Source organism: Streptomyces sp. NPDC043854 (assembly GCF_056436005.1).
In genome coordinates this window covers 25431-41401 of the sequence record NZ_JBWKDK010000041.1, presented here as the reverse complement: position 1 = coordinate 41401, position 15971 = coordinate 25431, and the positions used below count along the sequence as shown (strand labels likewise).

Below are 15971 nucleotides of genomic sequence, written 5' to 3'. Positions count from 1 at the left end.
CTGGAGCGGGGATGGGCGTACCGGAGAGCGGACTGGCCGCGGCCGTCGAGGAGCTCACGGCCGAGGTCGCCGCCCTGCGGGCGGACCGGGCCCGGCGCCGGCTGCTCGACCTGGCCTCGGGGGTGCTGGCCGCACAGCTGGGGCTGTCTCCGGCCGAGGCGGGCGAACACCTGTTGCGGCTGGCCGGCTCCTCCCGGCTGAACGCCGTCGACCTCGCCGCCGACATCGTCAACGCGGCCTCCGGAACACCGCAGGCCGGCTCCGCCGCGCAGGCCGCCGCCGCCGGGACCGCGCAGGAGGCTGACACCGGGGCCGCGAAGGCGGCCGCCGCCGGCGCCGCGGGCCCCGGCGGCGTCCTTCCGGGCGTGCAGGCCCGGCGGATCCGGCGGCACATCGCCGCCGCGCTCACCTCCGACACCGCCTCCGAGGCCGCCGCGGGTCTGCTGGAGGACGGCCTGCACCGCTTGGGCGTCGAGGCCCTCTACCTGTGGCGGCGCACCCCGACCGACTGCCTGGAGCTCTCGGGCCGGGCCGGGGCCGACCCCCAGGAGGCCTCGCACTGGCGCTGGGTCCCGCCGGAGACCGCGGGCCCGCTGCACCGCGCGCTGGCGGACGGCCGGTCCCTGTGGTTCCCCGAGGGGCCGGGCGGGGCGGGGCGGCTGCCCGGTCCGCGGGCCGACGCGGCACGGGCGGTGCTGCCGCTGGAGCGCCAGGGCCGGGTCGTGGGGCTGGCGCTGGCCGTCTGGGCTGCCCCGGCCGTCCTCGACGCGGGGGTACGGGCGTCCGTGGAGGCCCTGTGCGGGCCGGCCGGGCTGGTCCTGGACGAGGTCGAGGACGGCCCGGAGGTGGCGGCGCAGCTCGCGGCGGTGCTGGCGCAGCTCGACCATCCCGCCATCGTGGTCCGCCTCGCCGCCGCCGACGACCGTTCCCCCGCGGGCGGCACCCCCCACACCGTCGACCACCTCAACCCGGCCGCCGTGCGCGAGCGGACACTCCCTCCCGGCCCGGCCGGGCGCCCCGTCGCCCAGCTGTATCCCGCCGTGTACGAAGAGCTGGTCGGCCTGGTCGCCCGGGCCTGCGCGGCAGGCGCCCCCCAGTACGCGCCCGCCCTGCCCGCGTCCGCGGAGGGTGTCGCCGATCTGTGGCCGGCGGCCGGGCCGGCCATGGCCGAGGTCCGGGTGCTGCCGCTGGGCGGCGGGCGCGCGGTCGTGCTGTGGCGTGCGGGTGTCCGGCTCGGCCCGCCGATCGCACGTGCGCTGGAGCGGCTGGAGCGGCTGGCCGCCTTCGAGGACGACGCCGCCGGGGGCTCCCGGTGGAGCCCGTCGGCGTACCCGATCTTCGGGATCGGCCCGGACGAGCCGCCCGTGCCGCTGCGGGCCCTCGGCGCCCGGCTGCACCCGGAGGACACCGGCCGCCTGGACGAGCTGCTGGCCTCGCTCGCCGACCGGCACACCGGCGGCCGGGCCCTGGTGCGGGTGTACCGCCCCGACGGCGGCGTGCGGCACGTCCGGATCTCCGCCGAGCCCGTCCTCGCCGGCGCGGCCCTGGTCGGCGTCGCCGGGGTCTACCAGGACGTCTCCGCCCAGCACCACACCGAGCTCGCGCTCAGCGCCACCTTCGACCGGCTCTCCGCGGCCCAGGCCGACGCCCTCGTCCGCAACCAGGTGGTGCTCCGGCTCCAGCAGACCATCGTCCCCGAGACCTCGGCCCTGCAGGCCGCGGCGGGACTGGAGGTCACGGCCCGCTACCGGCCCGCCGCCGTGGAGTACCGGGTCGGCGGAGACTGGTACGACGTGTTCCGGCTGCCCGGCGGGAGGGTGCTCGTCACCGTCGGGGACATCGCCGGGCACGGCATCGGCGCGGCCACCTCGATGGTCACGCTGCGCGGGGCGCTGCACGGGCTGGCGTTCACCGGCGGCTCCCCGGGGACGCTGATGGGATGGCTCAACGAGGTCGCCTCGGGTACGCCCGACCAGCCGACCGCGACCGCGGTGTGCGCCCTGTTCGACCCCTCGGACCAGTCCTTGTGCTGGGCCGGCGCCGGGCACCCGCCGCCGCTGCTGCTGCGCGGCGGGACGGCCCGCTTCCTGGAGGGCCCGCAGAACGTGCTGCTGGGGGCGCTGCCGGGGGCCGCGTACCAGGAGACCACCACCGGGCTGCGGTCCGGTGACACGCTGATGCTGTACACGGACGGGCTCGTCGAGCGCCGGCACACGGGGCTGGACGAGAGCCTGGCCGCCCTGCGGGAGGCGGCGGAGCGGCTGGGCGCGGGCGGCGTGGAGGACCAGGCGGACCGGCTCCTGGCGTCGGTCGGCGGGGACACGGACGACGACACCTGCCTGGTCGTCGTGCACGTGTCCTGACCGGCAGGACTCCTGACCGCCGGGGCGGGGCGGGGCCGGTTCACGGTCCGGGCGGTCCGGGCTGTCCGGGCTGTCCGGGCTGTCCGGGCGCTGCGGGGTTCCCGGGGCCGGTGCCGCCGTCGTTGCCACCGGACTCACCGGGCTCACCCGACGGCAGGGCCTCGGCAAGGTCCCGGTGGATGACGAAGACGCCGTCCGCGCCGGTGAGGCGGAGCATCCGCGCCACCTGCCGGCCGAGCGCGGCCAGCTCCACGCTGCCGCCGGCCGCCTCGGCCGCGAGCCTGGCCCGCAGCAGCATGTTCAGGCCGGTGGAGTCGCAGAAGGCCAGTCCCCCGCAGTCGACGATGAGCCGTACCGGGCCGCCGGCCGCGAGCGCGGCCTCCAAGGCCGCGCGCAGCGGCTCCGCCGTGTCGTGGTCGAGCTCTCCGGACAGCAGGAGGACGACGGCGCGGTCCACGGGCCGTACCTCGACCGCGAACTGGTCGCCGGAGCCGTCGCCGTGCGCTCGCTCCCGGCTTCCGGCCGCTGTCGACGCCATGGCAGACCTCCCGCGCATTCGGCCCCCGAAGCCCCCGGTTCATCCGGCCCCTACCCGGTCCGTCCCGCCGCATGCCTCGGGATGCGGCCCGTGGCCGCCTGCGGGAGTGCCGGGTGCGCTCCCGCCGGGCGCCCGTACGGGCGGATCCGCGCCGGTCGGGCCCGCAGTGTCCTGATCCCGATCGATCTCCGACCGACTGCCCGAACGGACATCCCCTCGCGTGACCGTCACCGTCGCCCCGTCCCCCGTACCGCCGCGCCGCCCGGAGTCGTCCGGGCCCGTCCGGGCCGGACGGGCCAGGCCCAGCGCCGCCTGCTGACGCGGCTCGCCCGTGCCCGTGTGCGCTGCCACCGGCTGGTGCCGGCGGTGTGACTGCTGCTCGTGGGGGCCGGGGCGGCTGCGGCGGGGCCGGTGCCGGACCGCCTGGACCGGCGGCCTCGGAGCGTCGCCCCGCACGAGTCGGTGCGACCGGCCGGCTGCCGGCCGGGGCCCGCCCGTACGGGGAGCAGCTGCCTCCGGGGGTGTGCCCGCAGCGGAGCCCCCGGCGGGGACTCCACCGCAACTCCCGGCGGATCGGGGGGCGGTGGCGGTGCCGGTGGCGGCCGGAGCGTGGATACTGCCGGAGGCACGCAACCCCCACCGCACGCCTTCCCCTGAGAGGTGAGAGGTCATGATGAGCGCAGCCGCCGCGCCCGTATCCACCCTTGACGGCTGGCGCCGGGAGCAGTTCTCCTGGTGCGGCATCACCCACGACTGCTTCGAGCGGGGCGAGGGGCCCGGCGTCGTCCTGATGCCGGAGCTGCCCGGGATCACCCCGGAGGTGCTCGGCCTCGCGCAGCACCTGGTCGACAGCGGGTTCACGGTCGTGGTGCCGTCGCTGTTCGGCACTCCGGGCGCGCCCTCCGTGTCCGCCGGGTCGTTCGTGGCCGTTGCACGGGCCTGCGTCTCCCGGGAGTTCCTCGCCTTCGCCACGAACGCCCGGCGGCCCGTGACCGACTGGCTGCGGGCGCTGGCCCGCAGCCTCGACGCGCGGACGCCGGGAACGGGTGTCGGGGTCATCGGGCTGTGCTTCACGGGCGGGTTCGCCCTGGCGGTGGCCGCGGACGACGCGGTGCTCGCCGCAGTGATGGGCCAGCCTTCGCTGCCCCTCCCGGTGACCGCGGCGCACCGCGCGGACCCGGGCCTGTCGGAGGAGGAGCTCGCGGACGTCACCCGGCGCATGCGGGACGACGGACTGTGCGTCCTGGGCATGCGGTTCACCGCGGACGGGCTGGTCCCCGGGCAGCGCTTCGAGACCCTCCGCCGCCGGCTCGGCGACGCGTTCGAGTACATCGAGCTCGACTCGGGTCCCGGCAACGCCGGCGGCTTCGGCGGGCGCGCCCACTCGGTCACGACCCGGGAGGTCCGGGAGACCCCCGGGCATCCCGCCCTGGCCGCCCGCAAGCGGACGGTGGCGTTCCTGCGGCGCCGGCTGGTTCCGGCGCCGACGGCCGGGCCGGAAGCCGGCTGAGCGGCAGCGGACGGGGGCCGATTCGGCGCACCCGGGCCGTGCCGCGGCCCGGCGGATCAGTCGCCGGATCCGGTCTCGGGTTCGTCGGTCCAGGTGAAGGACTCGATGAGCCAGGCGCCGGACGCGGCGGAGAGCCGGAAGGTCTTGCGGCCCCAGGCGGAGAAGGGGGCGCCGGCCCGTACGCCCCACTTGAAGTACTGCCCGGAGCGGGTCGCACGGCCGTCCGCCACCAGGGTCGTGGCGGCGACCTCGACCTCGGTGAAGTCGGTCAGCTCCGGCCCGTTGAGCAGTGCCTCGCGGGGTGCGAGGAAGGTGTCCGCGTCCATCCGGTCGACCGAGCCGTCCTCGGCCACCCGCTCGATCACCACACCGGGTGCGAGCACCGCGCGGGCGGCGTCCAGGGACACGGGCCCGCCCCCGCTGCGGGTGAAGGCCGCGTAGAACGCCGTGGCGAGTGCGTCGACGGCCTTCTCGTCGGCCGAACGAGGCCTGCCGCGGCGCCATTCGGCGGCCAGGACCGCGAACTGCGAGCTGCTGCCCCAGGAGCCCTTCCGGTGGACGTCGTGGCGGGCGACGGCCTCGTGGCGCATGCCGACGCGGCGCATCAGGGCCGCCGAGGGCGTGTTCCGGACCGAGCACACGCCGAAGACCCGGTGCCACCCGAAGGTGTCGAAGGCCAGGCCGAGTGCGGCCGTGACGGCCTCCGTGGCGATCCCGGTGCCGTGCACGTCGGGATGGAAGGCGAAGCCGATCTCGCCGGTCAGCGGGGCCCCTCCGTCCCGCTTGAGCAGGACCTCGCCGACGACCCGCCCGGCCTCGGTCTCGACGGCGAGGTCGAGCCAGTCGCCGGGCCCGGCGAGCGCCTCGCCGGCGATCATCCGCTCCAGGGTCCGGCGCGTGGCCTCACGCGTGTGCGGCTCGTGCGGGAGGTACCGGGCGACCTCGGGGAGGGAGCGGTGGGCGTGGATCGCGTCGAGGTCGTCGGCCCGCACGGGGCGCAGCGCGAGCCGCCCGGTCCGTACGGGGTAGTCGGGCTGTACCGGGGTCCGGTCGGTCACCGTGCTCGGGTCGTTCTCCAGGAGGTTCTGGCTGGTCATCGGGCTCCCCTCGGACGTATGCCCGTATCCTGCCCCAGCGGGGCGGGCCGGGGATACGGGTGAGGGGTCAGTCGGGCGGTTCCTGCGGTTGCGGTTCCCGGGCGGGCTCCGACGGGGCGGCGGGCGGACCGGGCTCTTCCGGACCGGGCTCTTCCGGCGGCGCGTCGGAAGGCGGCGGCAGGTCGGGGGACTTGGGCGGTTCGGACGAGGGCGGGGAGCCCGGCGGCCGGGGCGGGATGTCCGGGACGTCGGGGTCCGACGGGGCAGGCTGCGAGTTCATGGCGGTACTCCCGAGTGGCGGAACGCTCATGACCCGCGCCTGCCCCGCCGCTGCCGGGGCAAACCAGGCGGGCCGGCCGCCCCTCGGGCGTCCCGCGCCTGCGCGCCGGATCGCAGGCGCGGGGACCTCACCGCCGACGCGAGCGGCGCGCCGGTCGTCCTCGAGCCGGGACGGGTATCCGCCGGGGCAGTCCAGGGTGTGGCGGCCGCCGAGCGGGCCGGGACCCTGCCCGGGGCCGGGGGGCGTCTTCGGCCCGCCCGGCGGTCGCGATGCCGCGGCCTGCCGCGGAACCGTCAAGGACGGCTGTCCGCACCGAGGTCAGGGCCTCGGACCTGACAGCACCTCCCGCTGTTGGGCGTCCTTCCGGCGCTCCGGGCATACGTTTCGTGGATCCGGCGCCGTAACGGGGGGCGCCCGTCCGAGGGGCAGAGCATGACGGAACAGCAGGTCGGCAGTGCGGCCCTGGATGCCGCGGACCTGACGGCGATCAGCGAGGCCGCCGCCCTCGTACGCTCCTCCGGGACCGTCACGCGGATGCTGCGCACGCTGGCACCGGCGCTGAGCGACGGCGAGCGGGCGTCCCTCGGCGCGTGGTGCGTGCCCGCGCACGCGGCCGTCCTGGTGTTCCCGCGGGCCACCGCGGACACGGCCCGCGCCCTGGCGGGGCTCGGGCTGGCGGCGGCGGGTGCACCGGTGCCCAGTACGGTCGTACGGGACCGGCTCCGCGCCCGCTACGGGATCGCGCCGGAGGCGCTGGAGGTGTCGATCGTGCGCGCCGCCGTCCTCACCGGGGAGGGGGAGCTGGGCGAGATCGAGGTCTTCTGCCTGCCCGTGCCGGAAACCGCGGCGGACGAGTCCGCTGTCTGCCTGCGCCATCTGGTGCGGCGGGAGCGGGCGGAACGCAACGAGGCGCACGTCGCGTTCCGGGTCACCTCCACCGACGAGGTCGTCTTCGCGGGCCTGCGCCACCTGCTGGTCGAGCGGGCGGGCATGCGGCCCGACGGCGGCGGCTACAACCCGCACGAGGACGTCACGGTCCTGTACTTCCGCTCCGCCGCCCCCGCCGGAACCCCGTACGGGCGCCTGGAGTTGCTCATGCCGGGCCGCCAGGCCCCGGCGCTCGCGGCGCACCGTCTGCTGGTGCGGGACGAGCCCGGCCGGGTGCTGCTGGAGCTGATGACGGGTGCCTGGCAGACCCAGGCCATCGCGGTCGGCGCCGAGCTGGGCGTCTTCGACGCGCTCTCCCCCGATGCCGCGGGCCCCTCGGCGGTGGCCGACCTGGCGGAGCGGGTCGGCGCGGACGCCGACGGGCTCGGGCGCCTCCTGCGCTACCTGTCGACGCTCGGGCTGCTGGTCGGCCCGTACGGTCCGGACGACGACACGTACGCGCTGACCGGGCTCGGCGGGCTGCTGCGCGAGGACGCCCCGCACTCGATGCGGCCGCTGGCGCTGATCTACGGCGGCCCCTTCTACGAGTCCTTCGGCCGCCTGCTGTACTCCGTACGGACGGGAGGGGACGCGTTCCTGCACCACTTCGGCGCCCACCACTTCCCGTACTTCGCGCAGACCCCGCCCTGGGACGAGGTCTTCGACCAGTCGATGCAGGCGAGCTCTCCCATGTTCGGGCCGGTCCCGGCGGTCGTCGACCGGCCCGGGGTCGACGTGGTCGTGGACGTGGCCGGCGGCAACGGCGAGCTGATGGCGCAGATCCTGGGTGCCGCGCCCCGGCTGCGCGGCGTGCTGCTGGAACGGGAGCACGTGGCCGCCGCGGCGCGGGCGCGGCTGGAGCGGGCGGGGACCGCGGACCGGTGCACCTTCCTCACCGGCGACTTCACCCGGTCCGTGCCCGGCGGCGGGGACGTCTACATCCTGTCGCGGGTGCTGCACGACTGGGACGACGCGCGGTGCCTGGACATTCTGCGCAGGTGCGCGGACGCGATGCCCGCGGAGGCCGAACTGCTGGTCATCGAGCGGCTCCTGCCGACGGACGGCGCCGCATCCCTGGCCGTGGCCTGGAACCTGCACATGCTGTGCAACGTCGGCGGCCGCGAGCGGACCCTCGACCACTACCGCGGCCTGCTCGCCGAGGCCGGGTTCGACCTCGTGGACAGCAGGCCCCTGCCGCTCGACGGCTCGCTGCTGCGGGCCCGCCGCCGCAGCACCGCCACCGCCGCCACCGCCGCCACCAGCGCAGCCGCCCTGTCCGCCCCCACCCGTTCGGAGCACGCGTAGATGGCCGTCCACCCCCACGACTACCCGACCGCCCCCGAGCCGGACGGCCGCGGCGCCTGGACGACCCCCCGGCCGACCCTGCGCGAGGTGTTCGCGGCCGCTGCCGGGGCCCGCGGCGGCGCCACCGCCGTCGCCGCCCCGGATGCGGCCGGCACCCGGTCCTGGCAGGACTGGCGCACGGAGTCCGACGCGTTCGGCCGGGCCCTTCAGGAGCTCGGGATCCGGCCCGGCGACGTGGTGGCCGCCCAACTGCCCAACTCCTGGGAGTTCCTGGTGGCCCACGTGGGCATCGCCGCCGTCGGCGCGGTGCTCCTCCCCCTGCACAGCACGCTCGGCACCCGCGAGGTGACCGCCCTGCTCAAGCGCACGGAGGCACGGGCCCTGCTGCTCCCGGCCGCCGCGGAGCCGCCCGCCCGGGCGGAGCTGCCCGGGCTGGAGTTCCTGATACCGGTGGGCGGCGAGGCCCCGGTGCACGAGCCCGGCTCGTACGAGGCGCTCGTACGGGACCGGCGCGGCCTCGCCCCGCACCCCGTCGAGGTCACCCCCGACATGCCGCTGGTGCTGATGCCGTCCTCGGGCACCACCTCCGCCCGCCCCAAGATATGCATCCACACGCACGGCGGCCTGCTCGGCAACGCCACGGTCGCCGCCCGCGAGGGCCGGTCCTCCGCCGAGGACACCCTCGTCAGCGCGAGCCCCTTCACGCACCTGTTCGGACTGTTCTCCGTGCACCTCTCCCTCGTCGCCGGCGGCCGGCAGGCGCTGCTGCCCCGCTGGGACGCCGACGCGTTCCGGGAGCTGGCGGCCGCGACCCGGGCGAGCGTGCTGTTCGCCGTACCCGCCCAGCTGCGCGACCTGGTGGAGCTGCCCGGGCCGGTGGCCGCGCTGCGGGAGGTCCGGACGGGCGGGGCGGCCGTGCCGGCGGCCCTGGTGGCCGGCGTGCGCCGCGCCCTGGGCGCCGCGACCGTCGTCCAGTGGGGCATGTCGGAGGTCGGGGCGGGTTTGAGCACCTCCCCCGACGACCCCGCTGAGGTCGCCGCGCGCAGCATCGGCCGGCCGGTCGGCGAGGGCCGGGTCCGGGTCGTCGGCGAGGACGGCGAACCGTGCCCGGCCGGGGAGACCGGGGAGCTGCAGTTCCGGGGGCCGTCGCTGTTCCGCGGCTACCTCGCCGACCCGCAGGCCACCGCGGCGGCCATGACCGCCGACGGCTGGCTGCGCACCGGCGACCTGGCGTGCCGGTACGAGGACGGGACGATCGGCTACCGGGGCCGGCAGGCGGAGCGGATCAACGTGGGCGGGCTGAAGTTCAGCGCGTCCGAGGTCGAGGCGCTGCTCGCCGACCTGCCGCAGCTGGAGAACGCGGCGGTCGCCGGGCGGGCCGACGACCGGCTCGGCGAATTCCCGGTGCTGCTGGCCCAGTTGAGACCGGGGGCCCGGCTCACCCTGGAGGAGGTGCGGGCGCATCTCGCGGCCCGGGGTGTCGCCGCGTACAAGTGGCCGCTGGAACTCGTGGTCGTGGACGCCGTTCCCGTCACCCCCACGCGGAAGGTGGCCCGCGGCAGGCTGGCGGCGCTGCTGGCACAGCCGGCGCGGGAGGCGGTCCCGGCCTGGGCACAGCAGGTGGCCGCCCTGCCCGAACGGGCCGCCCTGGACACGGCGCTGGCCCTGGTACGGGAGCAGGCCGGGGCAGTGGGCGGTGCCCACCTGGCGCAGGCGGACACCGGGCTGAGCTTCCGCGCGGCGGGGCTCGACTCGCTGGGCGCGGTGCGCCTGGCCGCCGGGCTCGGGGAGCGTACGGGGCTGGCCTTGTCGACGACGGCGGTGTTCGACCATCCCACGCCCGGGCACCTCGCCCGGCACCTGGTCGACCTGGCGACCGGGGCTGCGGGAGGCACGGTCGGGAAGCCCGCGGCGGCCGCCGGCCCGGGCCCGGCAGGGGATGCGCACGCGGACGCGGATGCGGTGGCGGTGGTCGGCATCGGCTGCCGCTTCCCCGGCGGCATCGCCTCGCCCGAGGACCTGTGGCGGCTGCTGGCCGAGGGCGAAGAGACCGTGGGCCCCTTCCCGGCGGATCGCGGCTGGGACCTCGACCGGATCCACGACCCCGACCGGAGCCGGCCCGGGACCTCGTACGTCCGCCACGGCGGCTTCCTGGCGGGCGCGGCCGACTTCGACGCCGGGTTCTTCGGCCTGTCGCCCCGCGAGGCGCTGGCCATGGACCCCCAGCAGCGGCTCCTGCTGGAGACCGCCTGGGAAGCGCTGGAACGGGCCGGGATCCCGCCGTCCGCGCTGCGCGACTCCCCCGCCGGGGTGTTCGTCGGGCTGATGTCCTCCGACTACGCGCCCCGCCTCCACGAGGCGCCCGCGCTGCACGACGGGCTGCTGCTGACGGGCAACTCCTCCAGCGTGGCGGCCGGCCGGATCTCCTACACCCTCGGGCTGACCGGGCCGGCGCTCACCGTCGACACGGCCTGCTCCTCCTCCCTGGTGGCCCTGCACCTGGCCCGGCAGGCGCTGCTGCGCGGCGAGTGCTCGCTGGCGCTGGCCGGCGGGGCGACCGTGATGTCGACCCCGGCGTCGTTCGTGGACTTCAGCCGGCAGGGCGCCCTGTCCCCGGACGGCCGCTGCCGGGCGTTCTCCGCCTCGGCGGAGGGGGCCGGCTGGTCGGAGGGCGCCGGGATCCTCGTACTGGAGCGGCTGTCGGACGCCCGCCGGGCGGGGCGGGCCGTCCTGGCCGTGCTGTCCGGCTCGGCGGTCAACCAGGACGGGGCCAGCAACGGGCTGACCGCGCCGAGCGGCCCGGCCCAGCGGGAGGTCGTCCGGCTGGCCCTGGCCGACGCGGGCCTCGAGCCGGCCGATGTGGACCTCGTGGAGGCGCACGGGACGGGTACGCCGCTCGGCGACCGGATCGAGGCGGAGGCCCTGTCGGCCTCCTACGGCCGGGGCCGCGACGCGGACCGGCCGCTGTGGCTGGGCTCGCTCAAGTCGAACCTCGGCCACACGCAGGCCGCGGCGGGGGTCGCCGGCGTCATCAAGGCGGTCCTGGCGCTGCGGCACGGGGAGATGCCGCGGTCGCTGCACGCCGAGGAGCCGACCCCGCACGTGGACTGGGCCGCGGGCGGCGTACGGCTGCTCGGCGCACCCCGGCCCTGGCCGCGGCCCGCGGACGGCGGCCGGCGCGCGGCGGGCGTCTCGGCGTTCGGGATCAGCGGGACCAACGCCCATGTGATCGTGCAGGATCCGGCAGCCGATGACACCGCAGCCACGGAGGCGGCCGCGAGCGACCCGGTCGCGGATCCGGTCGCGGATCCGGTCGCGGATCCGGTCGCGGATCCGGTCGCGGATCCGGTCGCGGATCCGGTCGCGGATCCGGTCGCGGATCCGGTGGCAGCTGACACCGCGGTGCCCTGGGTGCTGGCCGCGAAGAGCCGGCCGGGGCTGCGCGACCTGGCGGCCCGGCTCGGGCAGGCGGCCCCCGGGGCCGATCCGGAGGGGCTGGGCCGGGCCCTGGCCGTGTACCGCGCACCGAACGACCCGGCCTTCCGGCGGCGTGCCGTCGTCGTGGCGGACGGAGCGGACGGGGCGGCACGGCTGCGCGCCGGACTGGCGGACCTGGCGGCCGGCCGGGAGAACCCCGACCTCGTCACCGGGCTGTCGGCCGGAGGGACCGGCCGCACGGTGTTCGTCTTCCCGGGCCAGGGGGCCCAGTGGGAGGCCATGGGTGCCGAACTGCTGCGGGATTCGCAGGTCTTCGCCGAGGCCGCGGCGGCCTGCGACGAGGCGCTCGCGCCGTACCTGGACTGGTCGGTGCCGGCGGTGCTGCGCGGCGACGCCGGCGCCCCGCCCCTGTCCCGGGTCGACGTGGCGCAGACGGCCCTGTTCACGATGATGGTGTCGCTGGCGGCGCTGTGGCGCTCGTACGGGGTCGAGCCGGACGCGGTGCTCGGGCACTCGCAGGGCGAGATCGCCGCGGCGTACGTGTCGGGCGCGCTGACGCTGCCGCAGGCGGCCCGGATCGTCGCCCTGCGCGCCCGCGCGGTGCGGGGGCTGCCCGCCGGGGCGATGGCCGCCGTGTCCCTGCCCGGGCCGGAGCTGGCGGCCCGGCTGGCCGGCCGGAGCGGGCCGCCGCTGTCCGTCGCCGCCGAGAACGCGCCGCGGGCGTCGGTGGTCGCCGGAGACCCCGGAGCGGTCGACGCGCTGCTGGCGGAGCTGGCCGCGGACGGGGTGCGGGCGCGCAGGGTCGCCGTGGACTACGCCTCGCACTGCGCGGCCGTGGAGCCCCTGGAGGCCGTACTGGCCGAGGAGCTGGCCGGGATCCTCCCGGGGGCGGTGTCGACGCCGTTCCTGTCCACCGTGGACGGGGGCTGGCTGACCGGGCAGGACCTCACGGCGGACTACTGGTACCGCAACCTCCGCAGCCCGGTGGCCTTTGCACCGGCCGTCGCCACGCTGCTGGAAGCGGGCTTCCGGACCTTCGTCGAGATCAGCCCGCACCCCGTCCTCACGTACGCGGTCCAGGAGACGGCGGAGCAGGCCGGCGTGCCCGCCCTCGCCGCAGGCAGCCTCCGGCGCGGCGAGGGCGGCGTGCGGCGCCTGCTGCTGTCGGCCGCCGAGGCCTGGGTGCAGGGCGCCGGGGTCGACTGGGCGGCCGTGTCCGCGGGGCCCCGGCCGGCCCCGGCCGAAGCCCTGCCGACGTACCCCTTCCAGCGCAGGCGGTACTGGCTCTCCGCCCGGCCCCCGGCGGGGTCGGCCACGGGCGGCGAGGGCGGCGCGTACGAGGCCGTCCGGGACGGGACATTCGAGGCGGCCGGGGCCGGCGGGGCGGCTCGGCAGCCGCTCGACGCGGACGAACTGCTGCTCCTGGTACGGGAGTCCGCGGCGGCGGTGCTCGGCTACGGCGATGCGGACTCCGTGGACCCGGACCGGCTCTTCCTGGAGCTCGGAGCCGGCTCGCTGGCCGCGGTGGAGCTCCGGGGACGGCTCTCCCGGGCCCTGGACCTGGCCCTGCCGTCGACCGTGGTCTTCGACCACCCGACCGCGCGCGGGCTCGCCGGCCACCTGTGGGAGCGGCTGGACCGGTCCCGGGCGGAGGACCCCGCGCCGGGGGCGGGCACGGGCACGAACGCGGCGGCCGCGGTCGCGCCCACCGACCCGCATCCGGACCCGGACCCGGACACGGCCCCGGACTCGGACACGGCCCCGGACCGGGCGCCCGGCGGTCCGCTCCCCGACCGGCTGTCGGAGCTGTTCCGGCAGGCTTCGGCGGACGGCCGCGGTGCGGTGGCCGTGGAGCTGCTGTCGGCCGCCTCCCTGCTGCGGCCGTCGTTCACCGCGGCGGACGCGCCCGACCTGGTGCAGCGCCCCGTCCGGCTCGCCGGCGGCGGTGACCGCAGTGGTCCGGCGCCCGCTCTGGTGTGCCTGCCGTCGCTGGTGCCGACGGGAGGCCCGCACGAATACGCCCGGCTCGCCGCCGAGTTCGCCGGACGGCGCACCGTACTGGCGCTGCCGCAGCCCGGGTTCGGGCCGGGGGAGGCGCTGCCCGCCGACCTCGGGGCGCTGGTGGACGTACACCTCGGGGCGCTCGCGCGGCGTGCGGACGACGGGCCGGTGCTGCTGTGCGGGCACTCCTCCGGCGGGTGGATCGCATGGGCGATCGCCGCGCAACTCGCCCGGCAGGGGCGCCCGGTGGCAGGGCTCGTGCTGATCGACACCCCCTGGTACGAGGGCGCCGTACCGCCCGACGACCTGTCGCTGGTCCTCGCGGCGGCCGAACACCGGTGGCGCGCGGCCGGCGAGAACGGGAAGCCCGGGAGGCCCGGTGAGACCGGGGACGTCGGGGAGATCGGCACGAACCGGCTCACCGCCACCGGCGGCTACCTGCGGATCCTGCGGGGCTGGCAGCCCGAGCCGCTCGACGTGCCCGCGCCCGTCCTGCTGCTGCGCGCACGGGAGCCGATCGGCCGCCCCGCCGCCTGGCGGCTGCCGCACACGGTCCGCGAGGTGTCCGGGGACCACTTCACGATGATGGAGAACCACTCCGGGGAGATCGCCGCGGCGATCGACGCCTGGGAGCACGACCGGTACGAGCCCGCGTCCGCGAACGCGTGCCCCTGCGCAGACCGGTGCCGGGACCATGACCGCGACAAGGAGAAGCAGGAGACCGCTCCGTGACCGACCCGGACCTCCCCGAGCTCTTCGAGGACCCGATCTTCGACGACTGCACCCCGCGATCGGCGCAGCCGTGGGTCGGCACGTACGAGCGGCTGCGCCACCTCCACGACCGGATCGGCTCGCCGGTGCCGCTGCTCGCCGGCGGGCCGGCGGCGCAGGAACGGCTGCGCTCCCTGCTGGAGTTGACGGCCATGGCCGATCCGGCCCTGTTCCACGTGCTGTTCCTGCACCAGTGCATGACCCTCGGACCCGCGCTCGACTACGGGGCCTCGGCCGAGGACGTGGCGGAGCTGGCCTCCGGGCGGTCGGTCGGTGCGGCCCTGATGACCGAGGTGGGGCTGGGCAGCAGCAGTACCGCCATCCGCACCGAGGCCGTGTACGACCCGGCGGCGCGCGAGTTCGTGCTGACCTCCCCCGATGCGGAGGCGGCCAAGTACCCGCCGAACGTGGGCATGCCGGGACTGCCGCGGCTGGCCGTGGTCAGCGCGCGGCTGCACGTGTCGGGCACCGACCACGGCACGCACCTGTTCCTCGTACCCCTGCGCGGCGGTGACGGCGGTCCGGCCGCCGGCATCACGATCACGCCCAGGCCGCGGACCTCGCTGCTGCCGCTCGACTACGCGGCCGTGCGGTTCGAGGGGGTGCGCGTCCCGTACCACCGCTGGCTCGCCGACGGGGCGTCCGTGTCCGCGGCCGGCGGCCTCCACGACCCGCTGGACGATCCGCGGCTCCGGACGGCCCGCAGCACGAGCTGGAGCCGCTTCGCGTGGGGGGCGGTCACGGCGGGGCTGGCGGCGGTGGCCCGGGCGGGTGTGGCCCTTGCGCTGCCGCACGCCGGGCGCCGGCGCACGGTGGACCGCTGGGGCGCCGTCGAGTACGCCCTGCACCGGCCCAACCAGCAGCGGCTGCTGTTCGGCGCGGCCGCGCGGGCCCTGGCCGCGACGGCGGTGGCCCGGCAGGTCACGGAGGTGAGCTGGCGGATACCGCCGGGCGGCGGCCGGGGACGGGGACTGCCGCCCGCGGTCATGGGCGAACTGGCGCAGGTGAAGGTGGCGGTGGACCAGCTGGCCGACGAGGCGGTGGACCGCTGCCGGGCGGCCTGCGGGGCTGCCGGGTTCTTCTCGGAGAACCGGCTGATCGAGTACCAGGCACTCACGTCCGCGTTCCGTTCTGCGGGCGGCGACAACCAGTTGATGCTGCTCGACGCCGCATGGCACATGGTGACCGGGGACGCGTACGAACCGCCGCCGGCGCCGCGGCAGACACCGGGGGACGGGACCGAGCCGGACTGGCCGCTGCTGCTGGCGGCCCGGGAGCGGGCACTGTACGAGCGGTTGGCGGCGGCTCTGCGGGGCGCGGCCGAGGCCGGGGAGGAGCCGTCGGCGGCGTGGCACGAGCACCTGGACGCGGCGCAGGCGTTCGCGGAGGCGCACCGGGCGCGGGTGACGGTGCAGGTGCTGGCCGCGCAGTGGCGGCCGGGGCCCGGCCGGGAGCCGGCCGGTGCGGAGGCCGAGGTGCGGGCCGAGCTGTACCGGCTGCTGGGTCTGGAGTCCGTGCTGCCGCACGCCGACTGGTACGCGGCCGCCGGGCTGCTCTCCCCCGCGTCCGCGGCGGGCCTGGGCCGGGAGCTGTCCGCGTCGTGCCGCCGGCTCGTGCCGCAGGCGGCGGTGCTGGTGGAGCTGCTGGAGGTGCCGCCGGCGGTGCTGAAGGGTCCGCTCGCCGGCGGGGACTACGTACGGGATCTGACGGATTGACGGACTGAGCAGCCCATAGCCCGGAA

At 77.2% G+C, this 15971-nt stretch carries 7 protein-coding genes; 5 read left to right on the top strand and 2 right to left on the bottom strand.

The genetic code is table 11. The features are described 5' to 3' along the window. Positions 1 to 11: 11 nt before the first annotated feature. On the top strand, positions 12 to 2363 hold the full coding sequence (locus tag AC068A_RS28845; RefSeq protein WP_478589183.1) for a SpoIIE family protein phosphatase: 2352 nt from the start codon (positions 12 to 14) through the stop codon (positions 2361 to 2363). 40 nt (positions 2364 to 2403) lie between these two features. Here AC068A_RS28845 and AC068A_RS28840 read toward each other — a convergent pair whose 3' ends face one another. Beyond that, positions 2404 to 2901, bottom strand: a complete 498-nt coding sequence (locus AC068A_RS28840) for an STAS domain-containing protein (RefSeq protein ID WP_478589182.1) — start codon at positions 2899 to 2901, stop codon at positions 2404 to 2406. A gap of 670 nt (positions 2902 to 3571) precedes the next feature. On the opposite strand from AC068A_RS28840, the gene AC068A_RS28835 reads away from it, so the two are divergent. Further along, entirely contained in the window at positions 3572 to 4411 is an 840-nt protein-coding gene (locus tag AC068A_RS28835) for a dienelactone hydrolase family protein (RefSeq protein ID WP_478589181.1), read from the top strand. Positions 4412 to 4467: 56 nt separating this feature from the next. Here the strand turns inward: AC068A_RS28835 and AC068A_RS28830 are convergent, their stop codons facing one another. Continuing rightward, positions 4468 to 5508 (bottom strand): GNAT family N-acetyltransferase, encoded by a 1041-nt coding sequence (locus tag AC068A_RS28830; RefSeq protein WP_478589180.1) that lies wholly within the window; start codon positions 5506 to 5508, stop codon positions 4468 to 4470. Between the two features lie 712 nt (positions 5509 to 6220). Here AC068A_RS28830 and AC068A_RS28825 point away from each other — a divergent pair. The 3 genes from AC068A_RS28825 to AC068A_RS28815 are packed head-to-tail and all read left to right on the top strand — an operon-like array spanning position 6221 to position 15945. After that, on the top strand, positions 6221 to 8020 hold the full coding sequence (locus AC068A_RS28825; protein ID WP_478589179.1) for a methyltransferase: 1800 nt from the start codon (positions 6221 to 6223) through the stop codon (positions 8018 to 8020). Further along, entirely contained in the window at positions 8021 to 14191 is a 6171-nt protein-coding gene (locus AC068A_RS28820; RefSeq protein ID WP_478589178.1) for a type I polyketide synthase, read from the top strand. Beyond that, positions 14188 to 15945 (top strand): acyl-CoA dehydrogenase family protein, encoded by a 1758-nt coding sequence (locus AC068A_RS28815; RefSeq protein WP_478589177.1) that lies wholly within the window; start codon positions 14188 to 14190, stop codon positions 15943 to 15945. Before AC068A_RS28820 ends, AC068A_RS28815 begins: the two co-directional genes overlap by 4 nt. The last annotated feature ends 26 nt before the right edge of the window (positions 15946 to 15971 follow it).

Bases quoted from the DNA above. Each gene is read 5' to 3' on its own strand.
- AC068A_RS28830 (WP_478589180.1), bottom strand. From the start codon at position 5,508: ATGACCAGCCAGAACCTCCTGGAGAACGACCCGAGCACGGTGACCGAC.
- AC068A_RS28825 (WP_478589179.1), top strand. From the start codon at position 6,221: ATGACGGAACAGCAGGTCGGCAGTGCGGCCCTGGATGCCGCGGACCTG.
- AC068A_RS28840 (WP_478589182.1), bottom strand. From the start codon at position 2,901: ATGGCGTCGACAGCGGCCGGAAGCCGGGAGCGAGCGCACGGCGACGGC.
- AC068A_RS28820 (WP_478589178.1), top strand. From the start codon at position 8,021: ATGGCCGTCCACCCCCACGACTACCCGACCGCCCCCGAGCCGGACGGC.
- AC068A_RS28835 (WP_478589181.1), top strand. From the start codon at position 3,572: ATGATGAGCGCAGCCGCCGCGCCCGTATCCACCCTTGACGGCTGGCGC.
- AC068A_RS28845 (WP_478589183.1), top strand. From the start codon at position 12: ATGGGCGTACCGGAGAGCGGACTGGCCGCGGCCGTCGAGGAGCTCACG.